Annotated in this window: 18 protein-coding genes and 1 riboswitch; of the genes, 6 read left to right on the forward strand and 12 right to left on the reverse strand. The window is 37.3% G+C overall.

Annotated elements, in window-relative coordinates:
- Window positions 1-91 precede the first annotated feature (91 nt).
- From ASE92_RS02735 to ASE92_RS02765, 5 genes are all read right to left on the reverse strand, one after another.
- Window positions 92-1,663: a helicase HerA-like domain-containing protein gene (locus tag ASE92_RS02735; protein ID WP_056848546.1), complete on the reverse strand. Its 1,572-nt coding sequence runs from the start codon at window positions 1,661-1,663 to the stop codon at window positions 92-94.
- A gap of 105 nt (window positions 1,664-1,768) precedes the next feature.
- A complete protein-coding gene (locus ASE92_RS02740) occupies window positions 1,769-2,065 on the reverse strand; it encodes a chaperone modulator CbpM (RefSeq protein WP_056848547.1) in 297 nt (98 codons plus the stop codon).
- Between the two features lie 5 nt (window positions 2,066-2,070).
- Entirely contained in the window at window positions 2,071-2,970 is a 900-nt protein-coding gene (locus ASE92_RS02745) for a DnaJ C-terminal domain-containing protein (RefSeq protein WP_056848548.1), read from the reverse strand.
- 158 nt (window positions 2,971-3,128) lie between these two features.
- The gene (locus ASE92_RS02750) at window positions 3,129-5,546 is read right to left on the reverse strand and encodes a S9 family peptidase (RefSeq protein ID WP_056848549.1); all 2,418 of its coding nucleotides are present in this window, start codon (window positions 5,544-5,546) and stop codon (window positions 3,129-3,131) included.
- Between the two features lie 990 nt (window positions 5,547-6,536).
- Entirely contained in the window at window positions 6,537-6,980 is a 444-nt protein-coding gene (locus ASE92_RS02765) for a DUF1810 domain-containing protein (protein WP_056848552.1), read from the reverse strand.
- Between the two features lie 142 nt (window positions 6,981-7,122).
- Between ASE92_RS02765 and ASE92_RS02770 the strand changes: the two genes are divergently transcribed.
- Window positions 7,123-7,521: a LytTR family DNA-binding domain-containing protein gene (locus ASE92_RS02770; RefSeq protein WP_056848553.1), complete on the forward strand. Its 399-nt coding sequence runs from the start codon at window positions 7,123-7,125 to the stop codon at window positions 7,519-7,521.
- A 114-nt stretch (window positions 7,522-7,635) separates the two neighbouring features.
- Entirely contained in the window at window positions 7,636-9,354 is a 1,719-nt protein-coding gene (locus ASE92_RS02775) for an FAD/NAD(P)-binding protein (RefSeq protein ID WP_056848554.1), read from the forward strand.
- A gap of 45 nt (window positions 9,355-9,399) precedes the next feature.
- On the opposite strand, the gene ASE92_RS02780 is transcribed toward ASE92_RS02775, so the two are convergent.
- The 4 genes from ASE92_RS02780 to ASE92_RS02795 all read right to left on the reverse strand — a co-directional run bounded on the left by ASE92_RS02780 (window position 9,400) and on the right by ASE92_RS02795 (window position 11,657).
- A complete protein-coding gene (locus ASE92_RS02780; protein WP_056848555.1) occupies window positions 9,400-9,987 on the reverse strand; it encodes a DUF4142 domain-containing protein in 588 nt (195 codons plus the stop codon).
- 78 nt (window positions 9,988-10,065) lie between these two features.
- Window positions 10,066-10,647: a DUF1543 domain-containing protein gene (locus ASE92_RS02785; RefSeq protein ID WP_056848556.1), complete on the reverse strand. Its 582-nt coding sequence runs from the start codon at window positions 10,645-10,647 to the stop codon at window positions 10,066-10,068.
- A 73-nt stretch (window positions 10,648-10,720) separates the two neighbouring features.
- On the reverse strand, window positions 10,721-11,224 hold the full coding sequence (locus ASE92_RS02790) for a hypothetical protein (protein ID WP_056848557.1): 504 nt from the start codon (window positions 11,222-11,224) through the stop codon (window positions 10,721-10,723).
- On the reverse strand, window positions 11,214-11,657 hold the full coding sequence (locus ASE92_RS02795) for an RNA polymerase sigma factor (RefSeq protein WP_056848558.1): 444 nt from the start codon (window positions 11,655-11,657) through the stop codon (window positions 11,214-11,216). The genes ASE92_RS02790 and ASE92_RS02795 overlap by 11 nt, the downstream gene beginning before the upstream one ends.
- A 193-nt stretch (window positions 11,658-11,850) precedes the next feature.
- On the opposite strand from ASE92_RS02795, the gene xth reads away from it, so the two are divergent.
- The 4 genes from xth (at window position 11,851) to ASE92_RS02820 (ending at window position 17,415) form a co-directional block, all read left to right on the forward strand.
- On the forward strand, window positions 11,851-12,633 hold the full coding sequence (xth, locus tag ASE92_RS02800) for an exodeoxyribonuclease III (protein ID WP_056848559.1): 783 nt from the start codon (window positions 11,851-11,853) through the stop codon (window positions 12,631-12,633).
- A 195-nt stretch (window positions 12,634-12,828) separates the two neighbouring features.
- Window positions 12,829-13,023, forward strand: a riboswitch (cobalamin riboswitch).
- A 96-nt stretch (window positions 13,024-13,119) separates the two neighbouring features.
- Window positions 13,120-15,153 (forward strand): TonB-dependent siderophore receptor, encoded by a 2,034-nt coding sequence (locus tag ASE92_RS02810; protein ID WP_056848561.1) that lies wholly within the window; start codon window positions 13,120-13,122, stop codon window positions 15,151-15,153.
- A gap of 6 nt (window positions 15,154-15,159) precedes the next feature.
- On the forward strand, window positions 15,160-16,269 hold the full coding sequence (locus ASE92_RS02815) for a YncE family protein (protein ID WP_056848562.1): 1,110 nt from the start codon (window positions 15,160-15,162) through the stop codon (window positions 16,267-16,269).
- A 21-nt stretch (window positions 16,270-16,290) separates the two neighbouring features.
- Window positions 16,291-17,415, forward strand: a complete 1,125-nt coding sequence (locus ASE92_RS02820) for a hypothetical protein (RefSeq protein ID WP_056848563.1) — start codon at window positions 16,291-16,293, stop codon at window positions 17,413-17,415.
- 200 nt (window positions 17,416-17,615) lie between these two features.
- Here the strand turns inward: ASE92_RS02820 and ASE92_RS02825 are convergent, their stop codons facing one another.
- The 3 genes from ASE92_RS02825 to ASE92_RS02835 form a co-directional block, all read right to left on the reverse strand.
- Window positions 17,616-18,752, reverse strand: a complete 1,137-nt coding sequence (locus tag ASE92_RS02825; protein WP_056848564.1) for a M42 family metallopeptidase — start codon at window positions 18,750-18,752, stop codon at window positions 17,616-17,618.
- Between the two features lie 135 nt (window positions 18,753-18,887).
- Entirely contained in the window at window positions 18,888-19,301 is a 414-nt protein-coding gene (locus ASE92_RS02830; RefSeq protein WP_056848565.1) for a GNAT family N-acetyltransferase, read from the reverse strand.
- 2 nt (window positions 19,302-19,303) lie between these two features.
- The gene (locus ASE92_RS02835; RefSeq protein ID WP_056848566.1) at window positions 19,304-19,888 is read right to left on the reverse strand and encodes a hypothetical protein; all 585 of its coding nucleotides are present in this window, start codon (window positions 19,886-19,888) and stop codon (window positions 19,304-19,306) included.
- Window positions 19,889-19,899 lie beyond the last annotated feature (11 nt).

Raw genomic sequence — 19,899 nt, forward strand, 5'->3', positions numbered from 1 at the left:
TATCAGTAGCTAGAGAACATTACATCGCGAAAATACTCTTTTGAGCGTTAATTATTATATAGGTGTTTTGTACTATTGCATTAAATTTATTTTAAAAACCAAAGAAGCCACCGCTTTTACTTCTGGTTTTTTTCCCTGTTAGCATACCGAAAATCCCTCTTACAATTTCTTTACCAATTTGGCGTGTAATTGTAGCGCCCATTACCTGTTCAACAATACTTTTTTCACCTGGCTTTGGTTTATTTTCGGCTTCCTCTTGTTTTTTTGCCTCAACCTCTTGTTTCTCTTGTTCTGCTGCTGCGGTCTGTTCGTTAATTCGTTTGGTTAAAATATCATAAGCACTTTCCGGGTCGATCGCGTCTTTGTATTTCGCATACATCTGACTTGATTGAATCACTTTATCGAGATCTGCAGTAGTCAACGGACCCATCAATGCCCGGGGAGGGGTAAGCATGGTTGCCGAAACTTCTGTAGGGATTCCTTTTTCATTCAGTACCGTAATTAATGCCTGACCAGTACCCAGCGAAGTTAATACCTTATCGATTTCGTAAAATTCTGATTTTGGATAAGTGTTTACCGTTTTCTTTAGTGCATCAACATCGTTTGGTGTAAATGCTCTCAAAGCATGTTGCACTCGGTTGCCCAACTGCCCTAACACACTTTCGGGTACATCTGTTGGTGCTTGTGTACAAAAGAAAACGCCAATTCCTTTTGATCTGATTAATCTGATTATGGTTTCGATTTGCTCTAAGAATGCCTTCGATGAATTCTTAAATAGCAGATGGGCTTCATCGAAAAAGAATACCAGTTTTGGTTTATCCAAATCACCAACCTCGGGCATTGTATTAAATAACTCTGCTAATAAACTCAATAAAAATGTGGAGTATAAAACGGGTTGGTTTTGAACATCTGAAATATTTAACAAACTAATTATTCCTTTTCCATCTACACGTTCAAATAAATCCTGGATATCAAATGATTTTTCTCCAAACATTCCGCCTAAACCTTGCTGCTCAATGGCTACAATTTTTCGAAGAATGGTGCCAGATGTTGAGGTAGAAATGCTGCCGTAACTCTCTTTAATTTCTGCTGCACCAGCACCTTCAGATAGATAAGAAACCAGCTTTTTTAAATCATTTAAATCGATGATCGGCATTTTATTGTCGTCAGCATATTTAAAAATTACTGCCATTACGCCCGATTGCGTATCGTTTAAATCCAACACCTTTGATAAAAGGGTAGGCCCAAACTCCAAAACGGTAGCCCTCATTTGAGCACCCATTTTGCCAGACAAAGAATATATTTCTAACGGAAATCCTGAAGGAGAAAAAGGTTTATTGAGCTGTTGAGATCGTTCTTCGATTTTTGGATTGATGGCCCCCGCCTGGTTTAAACCGGATAAGTCACCCTTTACATCTAACATGAAAACCGGAACACCCGCATCTGAAAGCTGCTCAGCAAGTAACTGCAGTGTCCTTGTTTTTCCGGTACCGGTAGCACCAGCAATGAGCCCATGCCTATTCATCATCTTTAAAGACAGGTTTACTTCTGCATCTCCGTAAACTTGCCCCTCTAACATTCCTGCCCCTAAATAAATATAAGAGCCGGTTGGTGCGTAAGATAATTTTATTTTTTCGATGAAGCTGTTAGACAAATCACTCATTTTTTTGAAAATTAGATTGCCAATTTAAGAAACTAATCCTAAAAAAAATGCGTTTTGGTCACTGCTTTTACATCAAATTTTTGCACAAACGATTGTCTTTGCTAATTAATTGATTTGCTTATAATAATTTAGTTCGTTTCTGAGAGATAGAATCTCTTCCTGCATATCATCCAACTGAGTTAATAAGTGAGCAACAGCATGCAATCCTTCCAGGTTAATGTCTAAATCGTGGCTCAAACGCAGGTATTTTTCTAGCTTTGAAAGTTCATCACTATCCAGCCAAATGCTTTTTTTGATTACTGTAGTGTGAATCAAACCAAAGTCTTCTAAAGACCGAATAAAATTTATTTGTACCTGATGATGTACGCAAACATCCTCAATTGATATCAGATTGTTTTCCATATTGTTTAGCTTTTGGAAAGTTTTTCGAATAATTCTTTTTGTTCAGTATTAAGATTGGTCGGCAACTTAACCTGCCACTTTACATATAAATCCCCAAATTGGCCTTCTTTTTTGTAAATAGGGAAACCTTTTCCTTTTAAACGTAAGGTGGTATCAGGTTGGGTACCTTCTGGTATTTTTAATTTCACCTTTCCATTAAGGGTTTCCACAATTTTTTCCCCTCCTAAAATTGCAGTGTATAAATCTACCTCTTCCTGTATATAAATATCATTACCCTTTCTTTTAAATCGGGGATGATCGCTGATATTAAATTTGATGTATAAATCTCCGGGAGGGCCATTGTTTATGCCTGGCGCTCCATATCCTGCCAATTTAATTTTTTGTCCATTTTCTACTCCAGCTGGAATATTGATACGGACTTGTTTGCCATTAACCGTTAAAGTTTGCTTATGCGTAGTGTAAGCATCTACCAAATTAAGCTGTAAATCTGCATTATAATCTTGCCCTTTAAACGGGGAGTTGCGACTGCTGCGACCGCCACCGCCGCCAAACATGGATGAGAAAAAATCAGAGAAGTCTTCTCCACCAAAGCCGCCAGAATAACTGCTACCACCACCGTAGCCACTACCCTGAGACTGATATTGCCGGCGCTGTTGTTCCTGTGCATCTAGCTGATCAGCGTGCTGCCAATCTTTTCCGTACTTATCGTATTTTTTTCGCTTATCCGGATCACTTAAAACTTCATTGGCCTCATTTATCTGCTGAAATTTTTTGTTGGCTTCTTCATTATTTGGATTTAAATCGGGATGATGTTTTCTTGCTAACTTTCGATATGCTTTTTTGATATCATCAGTTGAGGCATCTTTCTTTAAATCAAGGATTTTATAGTAATCGATATAGTCCATGGCATTTAAACAAATAAGTAGTTGTAATGTTCAATTTTGATGAGATAAATGTAAGCCTAAATGACAGAATTTTTGAAATAAAAATGATTCAGCTTCGCTAGACATAAAAAAAGCTCCGAGAAATTTCGGAGCTTTTAACTTATAACGATAGAGAGATACTATTTTTTGCCTTTAACATATTTTTCCAACCATTGATCTTCTTCCCAAAGGGTGTGGAGGATATTTTCTTTACCACGGTATCCATGCGCTTCATAAGGCAAGAATACAAAACGTGTAGTTCCGCCTGCACCTTTTATGGCATTGAACAAACGCTCACTGTTAATTGGGAATGTTCCTGGGTTGTCATCAGAATCACCGTGAATTAATAGAAGCGGTGTTTTTATCTTGTCTGCATAACTGAAAGGACTCATCTCATAGTATAATTGTGGTACCTGCCAGTATGTGCGTTCCTCATTTTGAAAGCCAAATGGTGTCAAAGTTCGGTTATAAGCACCACTTCTGGCAATTCCTGCTGCAAAAAGATCGGTGTGGGCCAATAAATTAGCCGTCATAAAAGCGCCATAACTATGGCCGCCTACAGCCATCCGTTTTTTATCTCCAACACCTAAATCAGATAGCTTTTTTATTGCGGCTTCTGCATTTAACTTCAACTGTTCTATAAAAGTATCGTTAGGCTTTTTACCATCTTTTGCTACGATTGGCATTTCCGCATTATCTAAAATGGCATATCCCCGAGTTACCCAATAAATTGGTGAGCCCCAACTAATGGCGGTAAATTTATCTTTCGAACCTCTGATTTGGGCTGCATCTGCTGCAGAATTAAACTCACGTGGGTAAGCCCAGATCAATGTTGGTAATGGTCCGTTTTTATCTTTGTTGTAACCTTTTGGTAAATACAAATCGCCTGTTAAATCTACACCATCGGCACGTTTGTAAGATATTTTTTCTTTGGTGATGCCGTCTAGTGAAGGATATGGGTTTGCAAAATCAGTAATCGGCTGATCTGCTATCCGAAGCATTAAATTTTTAATAAAATAATTAGGGACCAATTTCTGACTTTCCTTACGGGTAAGTAAAACCAATTTATCAGGATTAATTACGTCACTCACATATTCGAAAGTTCCTTCTGCGCTTCGCCAAATGATCTCATTCTTTTTGGTTGATAAATCAAATTTAGCTAAGAAAGGTAAATCGCCTTTTTCTGATGAGCCTACAGGATTGTTCATTAGTATTTTTGTGCCGTTATCAACAGTTTTAATCACCTGGCGGCCATACTTATTTTTTACCGTAACAGGCGAGCCTGGATTTCCGTAGGCATCTGTTTGGTTTCGACTATAGAGTTCTTCAACAGCTCCTGTTACCGGGTTGTATCTGCTCACTTTAGAAGTTTGTTTGCTTCTCAAGCCTTCCATAATCAAGGCGAGGTTTGCATCGCCCCACTGCACGCCACGGAAACGAGTTTGCGTTTTAAACAATTCTTTTTCTGTTCCGGTAAATGGAGCACTTAAAGCATAAACTGCATCATGGAATGGTACATTTTTTTTGATTAAGCCACTATCAAGCGGTTTTGCCCAAATGATGGTTGCAGGTTCATCATCTCTCCAATCAAAGCCGCGAGCCACATTTTGTGTATTGTCGTAACCTGATGGCGTTCCTTCTGATGATGGTAATTCGGCAATAACTTTTAACGGTTTACCTGTTAAATCGGTAATGGTTACCGTTGATGGAAAGCCAAAAGCCGAAACCAGGTAAGAAAATGGTTTGCGAATGGTTTCTAACATCATGTAGTTTTTATCTGGAGAGATATTTACGCGTTGATAAATGGCTGGCTTGCCAATAGGCGTTTCTACACCAGCAGTATTTTTAACCAGTTGCGAAGTCGCAAAGAATTCGAAAAGTTGCTCATCAAAAGGAGATTTAATCAAATCCTGGTAAGTAGCACTTGGAGCAGCCTTTCCTAAGTTTTGTTGAATGGTTGGACCTTTCGGCATTAATGGTTTTGTTGGTGCTGCGCTTGCTGGTTTAGTAACCGTGCGATAAACAATGGTATTATCATTTAACCAGGTTAATCCACTTCCTAAAACAACGTTTAAAAATGCTTTGTTAATTTTCATGGCTTTTTTTGTCGCCATATCAATCACATACAAATCAACACCTTTCTGTGTAGTGTTTGTAAAAGCGATCTTATTCTCCGCCGGATTCCAGCTTATGTTGCCTGCATATAAAGGACTGGGCAAACCGGTGACCTGAAAAGTCTGGTTTGATTTGATATTTTTCAGACTGAAATTGTTTATATAGTTCTGTCTGCTAGGCGAATAATTGTTGGGGTTTAGCCTTAATCCTGCAATACGATATTCTGGCATCGCCAACTCTTCAACAGAAGGATAAGAGTTGCGTTCGCTAAATAATATCCACTCGGCTTTACCATCTATACTTACACCCGGAGTAGGTTTTGCCAGTAGTAAATCAGCTATTTCTTTTGGGGGAGTTTGATAACTAATAGCATCTTGCGAATTTGCATGGATTGAAATGCACACTCCTGCTATTAAAAAATAAAATCGTAGTTTTTTAATCATTTCCTTGGTTTTAGTTGAAATATGAGAAGTTCAAATATTGGAAAATTTAATTTTACTAAGCGTAACTTCTTATTTACAACAATGTTTATTTCGTTAACGCCGGATACTGATTTTGGATAGCAGTTATGGAGTTTTTTTATAACTAGTTTTAATACTTCTATATTAATATCTCCCATTTTTTTTACATAAACGCATGATTTGGCCGCTATATGTTTTCCAAGTTTCGAAAGCAGCTCTTCTTTATCAGACACCTCGTCATTCTCGCGAAGGCGGGAATCTTAAAACAGTATAAAGGAAATGGGATTAAGATCCCCAGACAAGCTGAGGATGACGACCGTTCATGGTTTTTGGAGATAAAAATTATTAAAAAAGATAGTCGTCATTGCCTGCCGTCGACAGGCAATGACGGAAATAATAATGTCAATGGTAGATAATTGAAGGATTGATTTAATAAATAGATTCTCAAATAATTTTCACTTATCGTTAGGTTAAAATAACCTTTAGACTTGCTGCACTATAGCTTTTGACAATCAACTATTAAACATTGAATTAGATAGGCTAAACGACTTAGATCAATAGAAATAAGAATAGCCACTCATTTTGAAATAAGTGGCTATCTTTTTTTTAAAAGGATTTTCCTTTTTATGGTGTGCCTGCCCTCCGCGGATCACCCGCTCACAGGACTTTTTTGTCTCTTGTTTATGGAAAACAATTTAGTGAAATGTTAGTTTGGTTGAAAAAAATAATTTTACACAAATTGCAATAAATGTTGATAACTCAAAGGCCAGTCTCAAATATCTACTATCAACTATGGCTAATCTTTTTGCATCAATTTTAATATCGTGAATTTGTATAGAAATTGAAGTCTGCAGAATGTTTAATATTTTATGTGTCGTAGACTGAACAAAAAAAGGATAGGCATTCGGCCTATCCCATATCTAAACCCAAACATGCGCTCAAACATGAATGAATTATAATTGAAACAGCAATTTAGCACATTGGTTTTAATCTATCCAAATTATTGTGTGCAATTTCAATTGTTTTTATATCTGGCCTGCCGTTGAAAAACGTCTGCAATGCGGTATTGAATATCGCATCGCTTCCAGGTATCATAGAAAATAATGTCATCGATGAGTGAAATTTCAAATCATCAGGAAATCCAAAAATTTCATGGGCAGTTTTGTTTTTATGTTTGATCACTTCCGCTGTAATTTCTATTAATCTTTTTCCAAGTGTTGGATGCTCTAAAAAATCTTGCGCTTCCTTTAGATCGCGTAGCGAATAAAATTTAGCGGTTTCACTGTGGCCTAGGCCCATAATTTGAGGAAATATATACCACATCCAATGACTGGCTTTCTTTCCTCTTTTTATTTCTGAAAGCGCTAGTTCATGGTCTTTTTCCTGTGCCGAAATAAATCTTTCTAATCCTGCCATAGCTCGTTATTTTTTTATAACCATAATTAATCAAGAAGGTTTTCGATAATAAAGGAGTGAAAACATCGATGTAGTCCAAAAACTACAGCTTGTAACACAGTATTTGGCTTATGGTTTGCTTCCTATCCTAAAAAAAATCTAAATGGACTACTCAAAAAATACTTTATATAGATGTGTAATCGTTGATGATGATCAACTCAGCATAGATGTTCTCGCCAACTTCCTAGATCAAATACCAGGGCTGCATGTAACCGAAACTTATACCGAACCAGCTGAAGCTATTATTAACATTAAGGATGAAGATAAGATCGACTTTTTATTTTTAGATATTAAAATGGATATCAGTGGATTGGATGTTGCAAAGTTACTTCGCGATAAAGTGAGGTTTATATTTTTTGTAACCTCGTACGATCAATATGCTTTAGAGGCCTTTGGGGCTAACGGAGACATGTTCCTAGTGAAGCCGGTGATGTTTTCTAAACTTCAGGCTGCAATTAATGAGCTTTTACATCGAGAAAACCGTCAAAAGGTGATGCGCTAATCGAGCTGGTTTTTAATATTGCATCAAAACAATTTTCGTTTTTAATGATTGTAAGAAAGGTTTCTTTATAATTCAAAGAAACTTTTTAATTATATCGCCTTTTTACATCATTAAATGAGCCTAAAAACTGCTAAAAAAAGAATTGCTATACTTGGTGGAGGCCCCAGTGGCCTTTTTATGTATAAGAGACTTATTGAGTCTGAACTAAAAAATCTGAAGATAGAAATTTTTGAACGGAAAGCACATCTTGGCGCCGGTATGCCTTACAGTAGTGAAGGTGCAGAAGTAGAACATATCACAAATGTATCTGATAATGAAATACCCATTATTTTCAATTCTATAGAAGATTGGGTTAAAATTGCCCCAAAAAGTATTTTAAAAAAGTTCGACATTGATTCTGAAAAATTTAATGAGTACAAGGTTTTGCCTCGATTATTTTTTGGAGAATACCTTTCTGCACAGTTCGATTTGCTGATTAAACAAGCAGAAAAAAAATCCATTATTACAAAAGTTCATTTAAACACCACGATAACGGATATTCTGGATGATAAAGGTACAAAAAAGGTTAAGGTAAAAGTAGATGGAAAAGAGGATGGAATTTTTGATGAAATTATAATTTGTACCGGCCACAATTGGCCCAAAAAACATGAAGGAAAAATTCCGAACTATTTCGATTCGCCATACCCACCAAAAAAGGTGACTTTACGTTGTAACCATTCTATAGCACTTAAAGGATCATCTCTTACCGCGGTTGACGCTATACGAACACTTGCCCGTAGCAACGGTAAGTTTACACAGAATGACGATGGGACCTATCTTTTCAAATTAGATGCTAATAGCAGTAAATTTAAAATTATCATGCACTCCAGAAATGGCCTTTTACCAGCCATTAGGTTTCATTTGGAAGATAGCCATTTAGGAAAAGATGATACGCTCACCAAAAAGCAGGTACAAGATCATATCAAGAAAAACGGAGGTTTTATTTCCCTGGATTTTGTTTTTGACCGAAACTTTAAACAACAATTTAAAAAGAAAGAGCCGAAGTTTTACGAACGGATAAAAGATATGGATCTTGAAACTTTCGTGGAGGCCATGATGGATTATCGAGAGAAATTGCCGCCATTCGATTTGTTTAAGAAAGAATATGCGGAAGCAGAAAAATCGATCGAAAAAAGAGAATCAATTTATTGGAAAGAGGTTTTGGCAGTATTGAGTTTCGCTATGAATTACCCTGCAAAATATCTTCCTGCTGAAGATATGCAAAGGCTTCAAAAAGTATTAATGCCACTCATTTCAATTGTAATTGCTTTTGTTCCTCAAAGTTCTTGTCGCGATTTAATGGCGCTTCACGATGCCGGTGTGCTTGATATTGTATCTGTTGGCGAAGATAGCAGGGTAGAGCCAAATGCTAAAGGTGGTGCTACTTACTATTATGAAGACGAAAATGGGAAACAAATTGCCAAGCATTATAAAATGTTTGTCGATTGTGTAGGGCAGCCTCATTTATCGTTTGAAGATTTTCCTTTTCAAGGTTTAATTGACGGGGGTATTGTTAGCCCTGCAAAATTGAACTTTAAGGATATAAAAAAAGGAACTGCAGCTTACAAAAAAGGAAATAAATTAGTGGAGAAAACGGAGAATGGTCATTTCTCTCTACGTGTTCCAGGGATTACCATTAACGATTATTTTCAGGTAGTGGACGAAGATGGTGTTGCCAGTGAACGTGTTTTTATTATGGCTGTTCCATACATAGGTGGCTATAATCCCGATTATTCGGGGATTGACTTCTGCGAAGCAGCGTCGGAACAGGTAATGAAAAAAATAAGCGCATAAAAAAATCGAGGGATTTGCCTCGATTTTTTTATTGGGATGGAAATTTTATTTCATTCCATCTTTAATTTTATTGATCATAGTTAAATGCGTTTGTACTACCGGAGCCGTTTTGGTAGCAAAAGCTTTAAGTTCTGCATCAGCGCCATCTTTCGATTCATCTTCCATCAATTTTAAAGTCGATTTATGTCCATCAACCATGGCATCAACATAAGCTTTATCAAAATCAGATCCTGACTTTTTACTCAAATCGTCCATTTTCTTTTTGTGGTCATCATCAACAGTCGATGGCAAAGTGATATTTTTAGCAGCAGCAATTTCCATTAATTCGGTATTTGCTTTTCCATGATCATTTACCATCATGGTAGCAAACTCTTTTACCTGTGCATTGCTGCTTTTTTGTAGGGCAAGTTTGCCCAATTCAACTTCTGCCATGCCGCCTACTGCTGCCTGTGTTGCAAATTTTGCATCTTCATTGTCAACTGATATGCCACCAGTTGCAGCCGCGTTGCTTGTGGTATCTTTACTCATGTTTAAGCTATCAGCTGTTTCTTTGGCGTCTTTATTTCCACCGCCACATGCTTGAAATGCTAAGGCCGAAACGGATACGGCCATCAAATAAACTAACTTTTTCATATTATTGGTTTTTGTTGTAAACTAATAACATGTTTTAATTAGAAAGGTTTAGCATAGATATTTAAGGAGTACGTATTTCTAAATTTTATCAAGTTTAAAATAGCCTAAATGGATCTCATCATCAGGTAGGGTAGCGTTTGGTGTAATCTCGATATGGTATTTTTCTTTATGCTGCGGGCTTAAAATATCCTCAACCCTGTAAATGTCATCAATGTCGATACCATATTTTTCATCAATATGTGAGTTAGCGCCTTTAACTGAATTAGTTTTGAAAAAAATAGTTTTCTTTGCGTCCTGAATGGCCGAGGCCCGATCATCTTTTACCCCAAGAACGATATAATGTTGTTCTTCTAACTTCCCGGATTGATAACCACCGAGGTTGATAAAAAATAGTTTATGGGGAGCGGATGAATGGTCAGCCGTTCGAGGCTTAACTTCAATTCGAAAACCATCAACCTGGTTTACCTCACGCCAGCCATCGATATGAATACTATTGCCAGCCTCAGGCCAAAATGCTTTGATTTCTGGCACCAATTCTTTTAATGTATTGGCAATGCCGAAGAAATAATCGTGTTGCTCTACATTTCTTTTGGGCGCTTTTGAGCCCAGCAATAACATATATAACTTGGGATTTTCGTTTTCTGATGACTGATTGTTCATATTGCTAAATTATATTAACTATAACCAGCAAACCCTGTTATCGTTTTAGGAAATAATATTTTATCAATATAGATTACTTAACTGTTTTGATTTGGTTAATCTCTAATTTCAAATCTTTAATCTGTTCTTGTGCCTGTCTGTTTTCTAAATAAAAGTAAATCGCGAAGCCTAAAAATATCTTGCCCAAAACAAAAACAGCCGCAAAAACCCATCTCCAGACTTTGCTGATGCGCATTTGGTTCGATTCGGACTCAACTTCTATATAGCGGTCTTGCTTAACTTTTTCTTGTTCCGCATGCTTAAATTTGCTTTCAGTTTCAGTGTATGGCTTTAAATTTTGCTCGCGAAGTATAATCTCATTTACTTCTTGTTCAATTTTGGATAATACATTAGCTGTAGGCGGAACAGCCATACTTTGTGCAAGGATTTCCATATCCATTTCTAATTTTGTTAACGCTTCGGCAAATTCTGGAAACTGTTTTTTTGCCAGCAAAACCTGCTGAATTTCATCGTCGGTGGCCACTCCCATAACATAGGTTTCCATTAGGCCGCTATCTATCAGTTGTTTAATTTCCACGAGCTTTCCTAATTTTATCTATTGATGATTTCAACTGGTTACGCAATATATTTTCACTCTTATTTAACAAATCTGCAAGTTGATTGATAGACTTTCCTTGATAATAAACCATTTGGAAAATATATTTCTCCTCCTCATCTAGCAGATTTAAATATTCATTATTCGTGTGATTACCGTTTAGTTTTTCATTATTTATGGAAGAAAATTCGGGCAATTTAAATCTTGCAAATTGCCTTAACTGCAACCAGGAAGTAGGCTGGCCATTTGTTTCCAATACAAATGCAGAGATAATTTTAACTAAAATTTCTTCTGATCTTCGATGATCTTGAACCGTACCTCTTATAAAACCTAAAAGCATTCCAGCATACTTATCATATAACTGATGAATATCCTTCTGGTTACCTTTTGGGATGTTTATCGCAACTTCAGACATTTACTAACGGGAGTGATTAAATATAATTGCAAGATAAGCGCAAAAATTACAAATGCTTTCAATTAATGAAAAATTAATCAGCTTTTCGTGATTTTTAGATGTTTTTAAGTGACAACGAGTTCAATTTTAATTCCGTTTTAACTTGTGGGGAAAAATTTGTTCATTAATTTAGCCTCACCAATTTTTTACAGAGATGAGAATAGCAACCTACAATGTAAACGGCGTAAATGGGCGTTTGCCAGTTTTATTAAAATGGCTCGAAGAAACGAAGCCTGATGTAGTTTGTTTACAAGAATTAAAAGCGCCTGATGAGAAATTTCCCGAAGAGGCTATCCTCGAAGCCGGCTATAACGCTATCTGGCATGGACAAAAAAGCTGGAATGGGGTGGCTATTTTATCTCGTGGACATGAAATAAAGGAACTTAAACGGGGTTTGCCTGGTGATCCTGAAGATTTACACAGTAGATATATTGAAGCCATGATTAATGGGGTTGTGGTGGGCTGCTTGTATTTGCCAAATGGAAATCCTGCGCCGGGGCCAAAATTGGAATACAAATTGGCTTGGTTTGAACGGTTAATACTCCATGCAGCAAAACTTTTAGAATTTAATTTACCTGTAGTGCTTGCGGGAGATTACAATGTGATGCCGACTGAATTGGACGTTTATAAACCCGAACGATGGGTTGATGATGCACTTTTCAGGCCAGAAGTGCGTGAAGCTTTTCATAAATTGGTAGCGCAAGGCTGGACAGATGCCATCAGAAAGTTGTATCCCAAAGAAGTGATTTATACATTTTTCGATTACTTTAGAAATGCCTACGGCCGTAACGCCGGTTTGCGCATTGATCACTTTCTTTTGAGTCCACAACTAGAAAGTAAACTTTTAAGCGCTGGAGTAGATAAGCATGTTCGGGGCTGGGAAAAAACAAGCGATCATTGCCCGGTATGGATCGAAATTAGTGATGTAGAACAATAAGCTTCTGCAAAATAGCTTTACGAATTTTTGAGCTTGTTAAAATTGATTAACTAACATAGCTTAAAAGTTTAATTTATGCTGGCATCGAATGCTAGCGCCTCGAGGAAGTTGGTTCCCAACAACCGCAAGAAATATTTACTATCTGAGAAATTTAAACTGTGGCTAAACTTTTCTAAAATCTTTTCAAAATTTGGCTACCTTTGCCATGCTTTTGGTTTCCGGTTAACACCCGGAATTAAAAGGGAATTTGGTGTAAATCCAAAACTGTCCCGCAGCTGTAAGCTCCATTAACGGATTTTCTATTCTTTAAGCCACTGCCCCGATTTCGAGGTGGGAAGGCAAGAAAACCGGGAGTAAGTCAGAAGACCTGCCTCTTGCAATATTTCATAGCTTTCGGGGATTGAAGCTAGAGATGAGGTACTTTCGGTATTCCGTATTTTCATTTCTTGTAATTCTGTTTGCTGTGGGGATTAAACTCACAACAAAATGTTTAGGTTTTTACATGCCTGTAATGGCATCAAGTATTATCTTTTCCTATCGTTCATTTTCTGGACAGGCATTCTTATGCCTCAGTTAGCCGTTGCCCAAACTGACTCGTTAAAAGCAAATATTTTAAAAGAAGTCGAGATTCGGCATCAGCGAAAATTATTACAAAATATTTCGCCAACACCCTTGCAAATATTGAGCGGAACAGCATTAAGAAAATTAAATGCACTCTCTGTTGCTGATGCCATCAGATACTTTTCTGGAGTACAATTAAAAGATTACGGTGGCATTGGTGGCTTAAAAACCATTAACGTTCGCAGTATGGGTAGTAACCATACAGCAGTTTTTTATGATGGCATACAATTAGGAAATGCACAAAACGGGCAGGTAGATTTGGGTAAATATTCGTTGGATAACCTCGAAGAAATTTCACTTTATAGTGGTCAGAAAAGTGACCTACTTATGCCAGCAAAAGCATTCGCCTCTGCCAGTTCGCTTTATTTAAAAACGCAAAGCCCTGTATTCGATATTGGCCAGCGCCGAAGTTTAAAGTTAAGTTTAAAGGGCGGCTCCTTTGGATTGTTCGATCCATCGGTTGTTTTTCATCAACGTTTAACTGACCGTTTATCGCTAAGCCTAAACGCAGAATTAATTCAGGCGAATGGAAAATATAAATATCGTTACACCAACAGTGTTTATGATACTACAGTAGTAAGGCATAACGGTGATATTCTTGCTAAAAGATTTGAAGCAGCGCTGTTTGGCAATACCGCCGATAGTAGTAAATGGCAACTGAGGATTTATAATTACGATAGCGAGAGGGGTTTGCCCGGTGCTATTGTGGCCAATAAGTTTGACTTTAGCCAGCGTCAATGGGATGATAATTTCTTTGTTCAATCCTCCTATCAGAGTAAAACAGATCAAAGATTTCAATTCCTGGCAAATGCAAAATACGCTTACGATTTTATCCGGTATCTCGATCCGGAAAGGGTTTCACTGTTTGGCGCTTTAGACAATCGTTATGCCCAGCAAGAAATATATTTATCGTTAGCCAATCAATATCAGATTCTTAAATTTTGGGATATTTCCTTATCAACCGATTACAGTTATCAGCAATTAGATGCCAATCTGGAAAACTTTGCCTATCCTAAAAGGCAGACTGCTTTAATCGCTCTTGCTTCAAAATTTAACTGGCAACGCCTGAGTATCCAAGGTAACGTGTTGGCAACGTTGGTGAATGATCAGGTGAAAACCAATTCCTCAGCTGGCGATAAAACAGAATATACACCGACAATTATGGCTTCGTGGCAGCCATTTAAAAACAACGATTTCCGACTTAGGGCTTTCTACAAGTCTATTTTTAGGATGCCAACCTTTAACGACTTGTACTACACGCTGATTGGGAACAGCAATTTAAGTCCAGAATATACCAAACAATACGATTTAGGTTTCACTTATTCCAAATTTTTTAAGGCAGTAAAACTCACTCAAATTTCTATTCAAACAGATATTTATTACAACACCGTACGCGATAAAATCATTGCCATTCCTACGCTTAGCCCCTTTAGGTGGAGCATGGTTAACCTGGGTAAAGTAGAAATCAAAGGTTTGGAAACCAACATCCAATGCAACTGGAATTTTAATAGTTTCAATTTGAATACAAAATTTAATTATACCTATGAAAAGGCCATTGATATTACGCAGAATAGTGCCGTTTTTGGTCAGCAGATTCCGTACATCCCATTGAATAGTGGCGCTCTAATGCTGGGCTTAGACTATAAAAATATCAGCTTCAATTACAGTTACATCTACACCGGCGAACGTTATAGCCAAAAGGCAAACATCCCTGTAAACTATGTAGAGCCATGGTACACACATGATCTGGCTGTCAGGTTTGCCTTCGGTTACGCAAAAGTAAATTATAGTATCGCTGCAGAAGTGAATAATGTATTTAATCAATATTACGATGTGGTACTCAATTATCCTATGCCTGGAAGAAATTTCAGGATCACACTTATCACCAAATTTAAATAACATAAAATGAAAAAATCGCTATCAATTAAAGTATTAACTGCGCTTTGCCTCGCTACAATTTTGTGGTCTTGCCGGAAAGATAAAGGCGTCACTCCTGAAGAACAAACTCAACTTCCTGGGCAGGGCAGTACTGCTGTAAATGGACTATATGTTTTAAACGAAGGGAATTGGGGTTCGAATAAAGCATCCATAGATTATTATGATTATGCTACCGGTGTTTATAGAAAAAATATTTACGGACAAGCAAACCCATCTGCTACATTAGGTTTGGGCGATGTAGGGAATGACATTAAAATTTATGGTTCTAAGCTCTATATAATTGTAAATGGATCTGGAAAATTGGAAATCCTTGATGTTAAAACTGCAAAAAAATTAGCTCAGGTAGATATTTCGAACTGTAGATACCTTACATTTTATAAAAACAAAGCATATGTAACTGCTTACGAAGGTTTTGTTGCTGTTGTAGATACGGCAACTTATAAATTGGATGCTAAAATCACAGTAGGACGTGAGCCCGAGGAAATGGCTGTTGTTGGCGATAGACTTTATGTAGCCAATTCTGGCGGTTATACCAGCAGCAATTACGAGCGAACTTTGTCTGTTGTTGATCTGGCAACTAGTAAAGAAATTAAGCGCATTGATGTTGCCATCAATCTTCACCGTGTAAAAGCAGATCAATATGGTGATTTATATGTTACCTCCCGAGGAAATTATGGTGATGTAAAATCGAATTTGTATGTGATTGATACAAAGACGGAAGCAGTAAAAAGGAAGTTCGATATCGAAGCCAGCAATTTCGCAATTGATAAAGATTTTGCTTACATCATTAGCACTGCCTGGAGCAATGCAACCATGTCTAACGTAATTTCTTATTCAAAAATCAATGTGAAAGATGAAACCATTATTCCGGGCGGCTTCATTAGTGATGGCACTGATAAAGAAATTGTAATGCCTTACGGAATCGCAGTTGACCCCATCTCATCAGAGGTTTACATCACCGATGCAAAGGACTATGTTACGCCAGGAACTTTATATTCCATTGATAAAAATGGTAAAAAGAAGTTTTCTGTATCCACAGGAGATATTCCTGCTCATTTGGTTTTCTACACTAAATAATTTAACAATCAATATATAATAATGAAAATTAACAATTACCTAGTTGCAGTATTAATGGTTGCAACACTATTTTTCGGTTGCAAAAAAGATGAGGAAACCGCTCCTAATGGAAAAATGGGGATTACTGAAAATTCCCTCACCGGAAAAGTGAATGCGAAAACTGAATTATATGCAGTTTCAAACGACGGGAGAGGCTTCCAGCACGAATGGAAACTGGATGGAAAAGTAGTAAGTACCGCGTATAATTTCACTTTTACCCCCACTACTTCTGGTACATATATTATCGAATACAAAGGTTATAATGGGGCAGGCAGTTTTGAGCATACTTATACTATTAATGTTCCTGTGCCTGTAATTGGAGTAACGCCAACCAGTAGCAAATTTATCAGTAAAATTTTCGAGTATGCGCCAGCGCCTGGTCAGCACATTAACAATGCAAGTTTAGGCTCGCCAGAACAAGCACAAAAATTGGTTGGAAGTATAAACAACATGGTTTCTTTGGGTGGTTTTGGCGGTTACATTGTTTTTGGCTTCGACCATTCTGTTGTTAACCAAAACGGGGCAGATTTGGCCATCTACGGAAACCCTTTCGGTCCGCCGTATGCTTTTGCAGAGCCAGGTATTGTAATGGTAAGTCAGGATAAAAACGGTAATGGCTTGCCAGATGATGAGTGGTTTGAACTGGCCGGAAGCGAGTACGAAAAGACAACTACCATTAAAAACTATGAAATTACTTACATTAACCCAAAAGCTGCTGCAAATGTTGCTTGGACAGATAACCAAGGCAATAGTGGTGTTGTAAATAACAGTGAGAAACGCATCAATTTTTATCCTTTGTTTGCTTCCAATCAAGATAAGATTACGTTCAAAGGAACATTATTGCCGTCGACACTCAATACTTCGGGCATTGTAACCAATGCTGCCTTCGATTGGGGATACACCGATAGCTATTCAACTGGCGATGATTATAAAACCAAATTGTACAATAGTTTCGATATCGCCTGGGCGGTTGATGGCGCAGGTAAAAAGGTTAGCTTAAGTACAATTGATTTTGTTAAAGTTTACACAGCGCAAAATGTAAACGCTGGCATTCTCGGCGAAATATCTACCGATGTTAAGGGGGCAACCGACTTAAATATTAAGTAATTTTTTTTACGTTTCTCATCAATGACAAGGCGCTGCTTATGGAAACATTTGTAGCGCTTTTGCTTTCAAGAACCTATTGCCTCCGAAAGGTTGGTACCAGTCGTAGAAAGGCTTGTCGAAATTACAATGATGCATTTCGACAAGCTCAATGCGACAGAAATTTAAAAAGGTGGGTGAGCTAGTGAGCTTCTTCTCAACTTTTATTTAAATTCTCTAAAATCCTGTCCGTCTTTAATGTTCAATAAACTTTCGTAAATTAAGCTAATCACATTATCAACATCTTCTTTGTGTACCATTTCTACTGTGGTATGCATGTAGCGTAAAGGCAGAGATATCAATGCCGAAGGAACGCCACCGTTTGAGTAAGCAAATGCATCGGTGTCCGTTCCCGTTGAGCGTGAAGAAGCCTGGCGTTGGAATGGAATTTCGTTTTTCTCAGCCGTTTTGATTAGTAATTTATTTAAATTGGTTTGAACTGCCGGAGCGTAAGAAACCACCGGACCTTTACCTGCAGATAAATCGCCTTGCGTATTTTTGTTGATCATTGGCGTGGTTGTATCATGGGTTACGTCAGTTACAATGGCCACATTTGGTTTAATGCGTTGCGCAATCATTTCTGCTCCACGTAAGCCAATCTCTTCCTGTACGGAGTTTACAATGTATAAACCGAATGGAAGTTTTTTCTTGTTTTCTTTCAGCAAACGGGCAACTTCGGCAATCATAAAACCGCCAACACGGTTATCTAAAGCACGACCAACATAATAGCGATCGTTTAATACCATAAATTCATCTTCGTAGGTGATTACGCAGCCTACATGGATGCCCAATTTTTCTACTTCTTCTTTTGTGGTGCAACCGCAATCCAGAAAAATATTTTTCAATTCTGGTGCCTGTTCCTTTTCACCATGACGCGTATGGATAGCTGGCCAGCCGAAAACTGCTTTAACCAGGCCTTTCTCCGTATGGATATTTACGCGTTTCGATGGCGCAATTTGATGGTCAGAGCCACCATTACGGATGACGTAAATTAAACCATCACTGGTGATGTAGTTTACATACCATGAAATTTCATCGGCATGCGCTTCTATTACCACTTTGTAAGGGGCTTTTGGGTTAATTACACCCACTGCAGTTCCGTAATTATCTACAAAATGCTCATCAATGTATGGTTTTAAATAGTTTAGCCATAATTTCTGGCCTTCCCATTCGTAACCTGTTGGAGCAGGATTGTTAATGTATTCTTCTAAAAATTGTAACGATTTTTTGGTTACAACAGTTACATGTTTTTTCTTATCCTCCGTTTTTGGCAGGTTAGCGTCTTCTTTTTTCTTAGCCATATTTATTTATGATGTTAGATTCACGATTTTAGATTTGCGGTAGCAGACCCAGTCATCAATCAGATTATATTTATGATTTTAGCTTTACAAATTCGAATAGGCGAGGTGTTAAATCGTCATTCGTCAATCTACAATCTAAAATTCTTTCTCCATTACTACGAAATCATAACCATCTTTAAAAAATGTTTTGTCGGTTTCATGGAATCCAAATTTATAATAAAATTCCTTAGCATTTACCCTTGCGTTGCACCAGAGTTTGCTTGCTTTCTGAATTTTACAAAAATCCAAGATATATTCCATTAGTTTCGATCCATAACCAGATTTTTGTGCTTCGTTTAAAATAGCGAGTTTTCTAAATTGGTAAACATCGCCATCATGAAATAATGAAATTACGCCGGTTAATTTATGATCAGCGTATAAGCCAAAGTGAAGTCCATCAAAATCCTCTGGAAGTTTTACAGCCTCAAAAGGAAGCTCCGGATACATCACTTCATGACGGATACGCCAGGTAAGCGAAGGGAATATTTGTTCGATTTGGATTAGGGACATGATTATAGTAAATAACTGAAGCCAATTCTGGCCAATATCGAAAACCGGCTACGATCAAAGTCTGTTTGAAACGATGGTCCGATTGCCAATTCAATGTTTGTGTTTTTTAATGTGTTTTTCTGAAAACCCCACAGAGGAGAAAAAGAATGGATATAATTTGTTGTATATCTTTGGTTTATTAAAATGGGTGCAATTAAATTATATTCTATTCCCAAATAGCTTGCACTATGGGTTGTTGTTTTCTTTCTTAAATTTTCTTTTTTTGATAATTTAAAATAGTTTCTGAATCCTAAACCGAGTACTGGAGCAAAATTGAAAGCATAATCTATTCGAATTACATCACTATCATTGCTCGGTTGCTCCGGATAAAAAGGGACAACACTTTCAATTGCTGCACTAAAATATAAGCTTGATTGTTTTGATATTTTCTGTTCGCGTTCCAGGCCTATCCCCAGCAGATAGAGCTTAAATTTATTTAGGGATGTCACGGTCGGTGATTCATTTGCTTTTTCTTGTGCAATGGTCTTAGTATAGCAGATGCTAAATGAAATGATGAAAAGGAGCGGAGCAGTGAATTTAAATTTCATAGAATGTGATA

The sequence above is a fragment of the Pedobacter sp. Leaf41 genome, from assembly GCF_001422545.1.
Taxonomy (GTDB): Bacteria; Bacteroidota; Bacteroidia; order Sphingobacteriales; family Sphingobacteriaceae; genus Pedobacter.

Excerpts from the sequence above, each read along its gene's own strand:
- ASE92_RS02770 (WP_056848553.1), top strand. The coding sequence starts at position 7,123 with ATGGACTACTCAAAAAATACTTTATATAGATGTGTAATCGTTGATGAT.
- ASE92_RS02745 (WP_056848548.1), bottom strand. The coding sequence starts at position 2,970 with ATGGACTATATCGATTACTATAAAATCCTTGATTTAAAGAAAGATGCC.
- ASE92_RS02735 (WP_056848546.1), bottom strand. The coding sequence starts at position 1,663 with ATGAGTGATTTGTCTAACAGCTTCATCGAAAAAATAAAATTATCTTAC.
- ASE92_RS02780 (WP_056848555.1), bottom strand. The coding sequence starts at position 9,987 with ATGAAAAAGTTAGTTTATTTGATGGCCGTATCCGTTTCGGCCTTAGCA.
- ASE92_RS02815 (WP_056848562.1), top strand. The coding sequence starts at position 15,160 with ATGAAAAAATCGCTATCAATTAAAGTATTAACTGCGCTTTGCCTCGCT.
- ASE92_RS02830 (WP_056848565.1), bottom strand. The coding sequence starts at position 19,301 with ATGTCCCTAATCCAAATCGAACAAATATTCCCTTCGCTTACCTGGCGT.
- ASE92_RS02775 (WP_056848554.1), top strand. The coding sequence starts at position 7,636 with ATGAGCCTAAAAACTGCTAAAAAAAGAATTGCTATACTTGGTGGAGGC.
- ASE92_RS02825 (WP_056848564.1), bottom strand. The coding sequence starts at position 18,752 with ATGGCTAAGAAAAAAGAAGACGCTAACCTGCCAAAAACGGAGGATAAG.
- ASE92_RS02795 (WP_056848558.1), bottom strand. The coding sequence starts at position 11,657 with ATGTCTGAAGTTGCGATAAACATCCCAAAAGGTAACCAGAAGGATATT.
- ASE92_RS02835 (WP_056848566.1), bottom strand. The coding sequence starts at position 19,888 with ATGAAATTTAAATTCACTGCTCCGCTCCTTTTCATCATTTCATTTAGC.
- ASE92_RS02765 (WP_056848552.1), bottom strand. The coding sequence starts at position 6,980 with ATGGCAGGATTAGAAAGATTTATTTCGGCACAGGAAAAAGACCATGAA.
- ASE92_RS02785 (WP_056848556.1), bottom strand. The coding sequence starts at position 10,647 with ATGAACAATCAGTCATCAGAAAACGAAAATCCCAAGTTATATATGTTA.
- ASE92_RS02740 (WP_056848547.1), bottom strand. The coding sequence starts at position 2,065 with ATGGAAAACAATCTGATATCAATTGAGGATGTTTGCGTACATCATCAG.
- ASE92_RS02820 (WP_056848563.1), top strand. The coding sequence starts at position 16,291 with ATGAAAATTAACAATTACCTAGTTGCAGTATTAATGGTTGCAACACTA.
- ASE92_RS02750 (WP_056848549.1), bottom strand. The coding sequence starts at position 5,546 with ATGATTAAAAAACTACGATTTTATTTTTTAATAGCAGGAGTGTGCATT.
- xth (WP_056848559.1), top strand. The coding sequence starts at position 11,851 with ATGAGAATAGCAACCTACAATGTAAACGGCGTAAATGGGCGTTTGCCA.
- ASE92_RS02810 (WP_056848561.1), top strand. The coding sequence starts at position 13,120 with ATGTTTAGGTTTTTACATGCCTGTAATGGCATCAAGTATTATCTTTTC.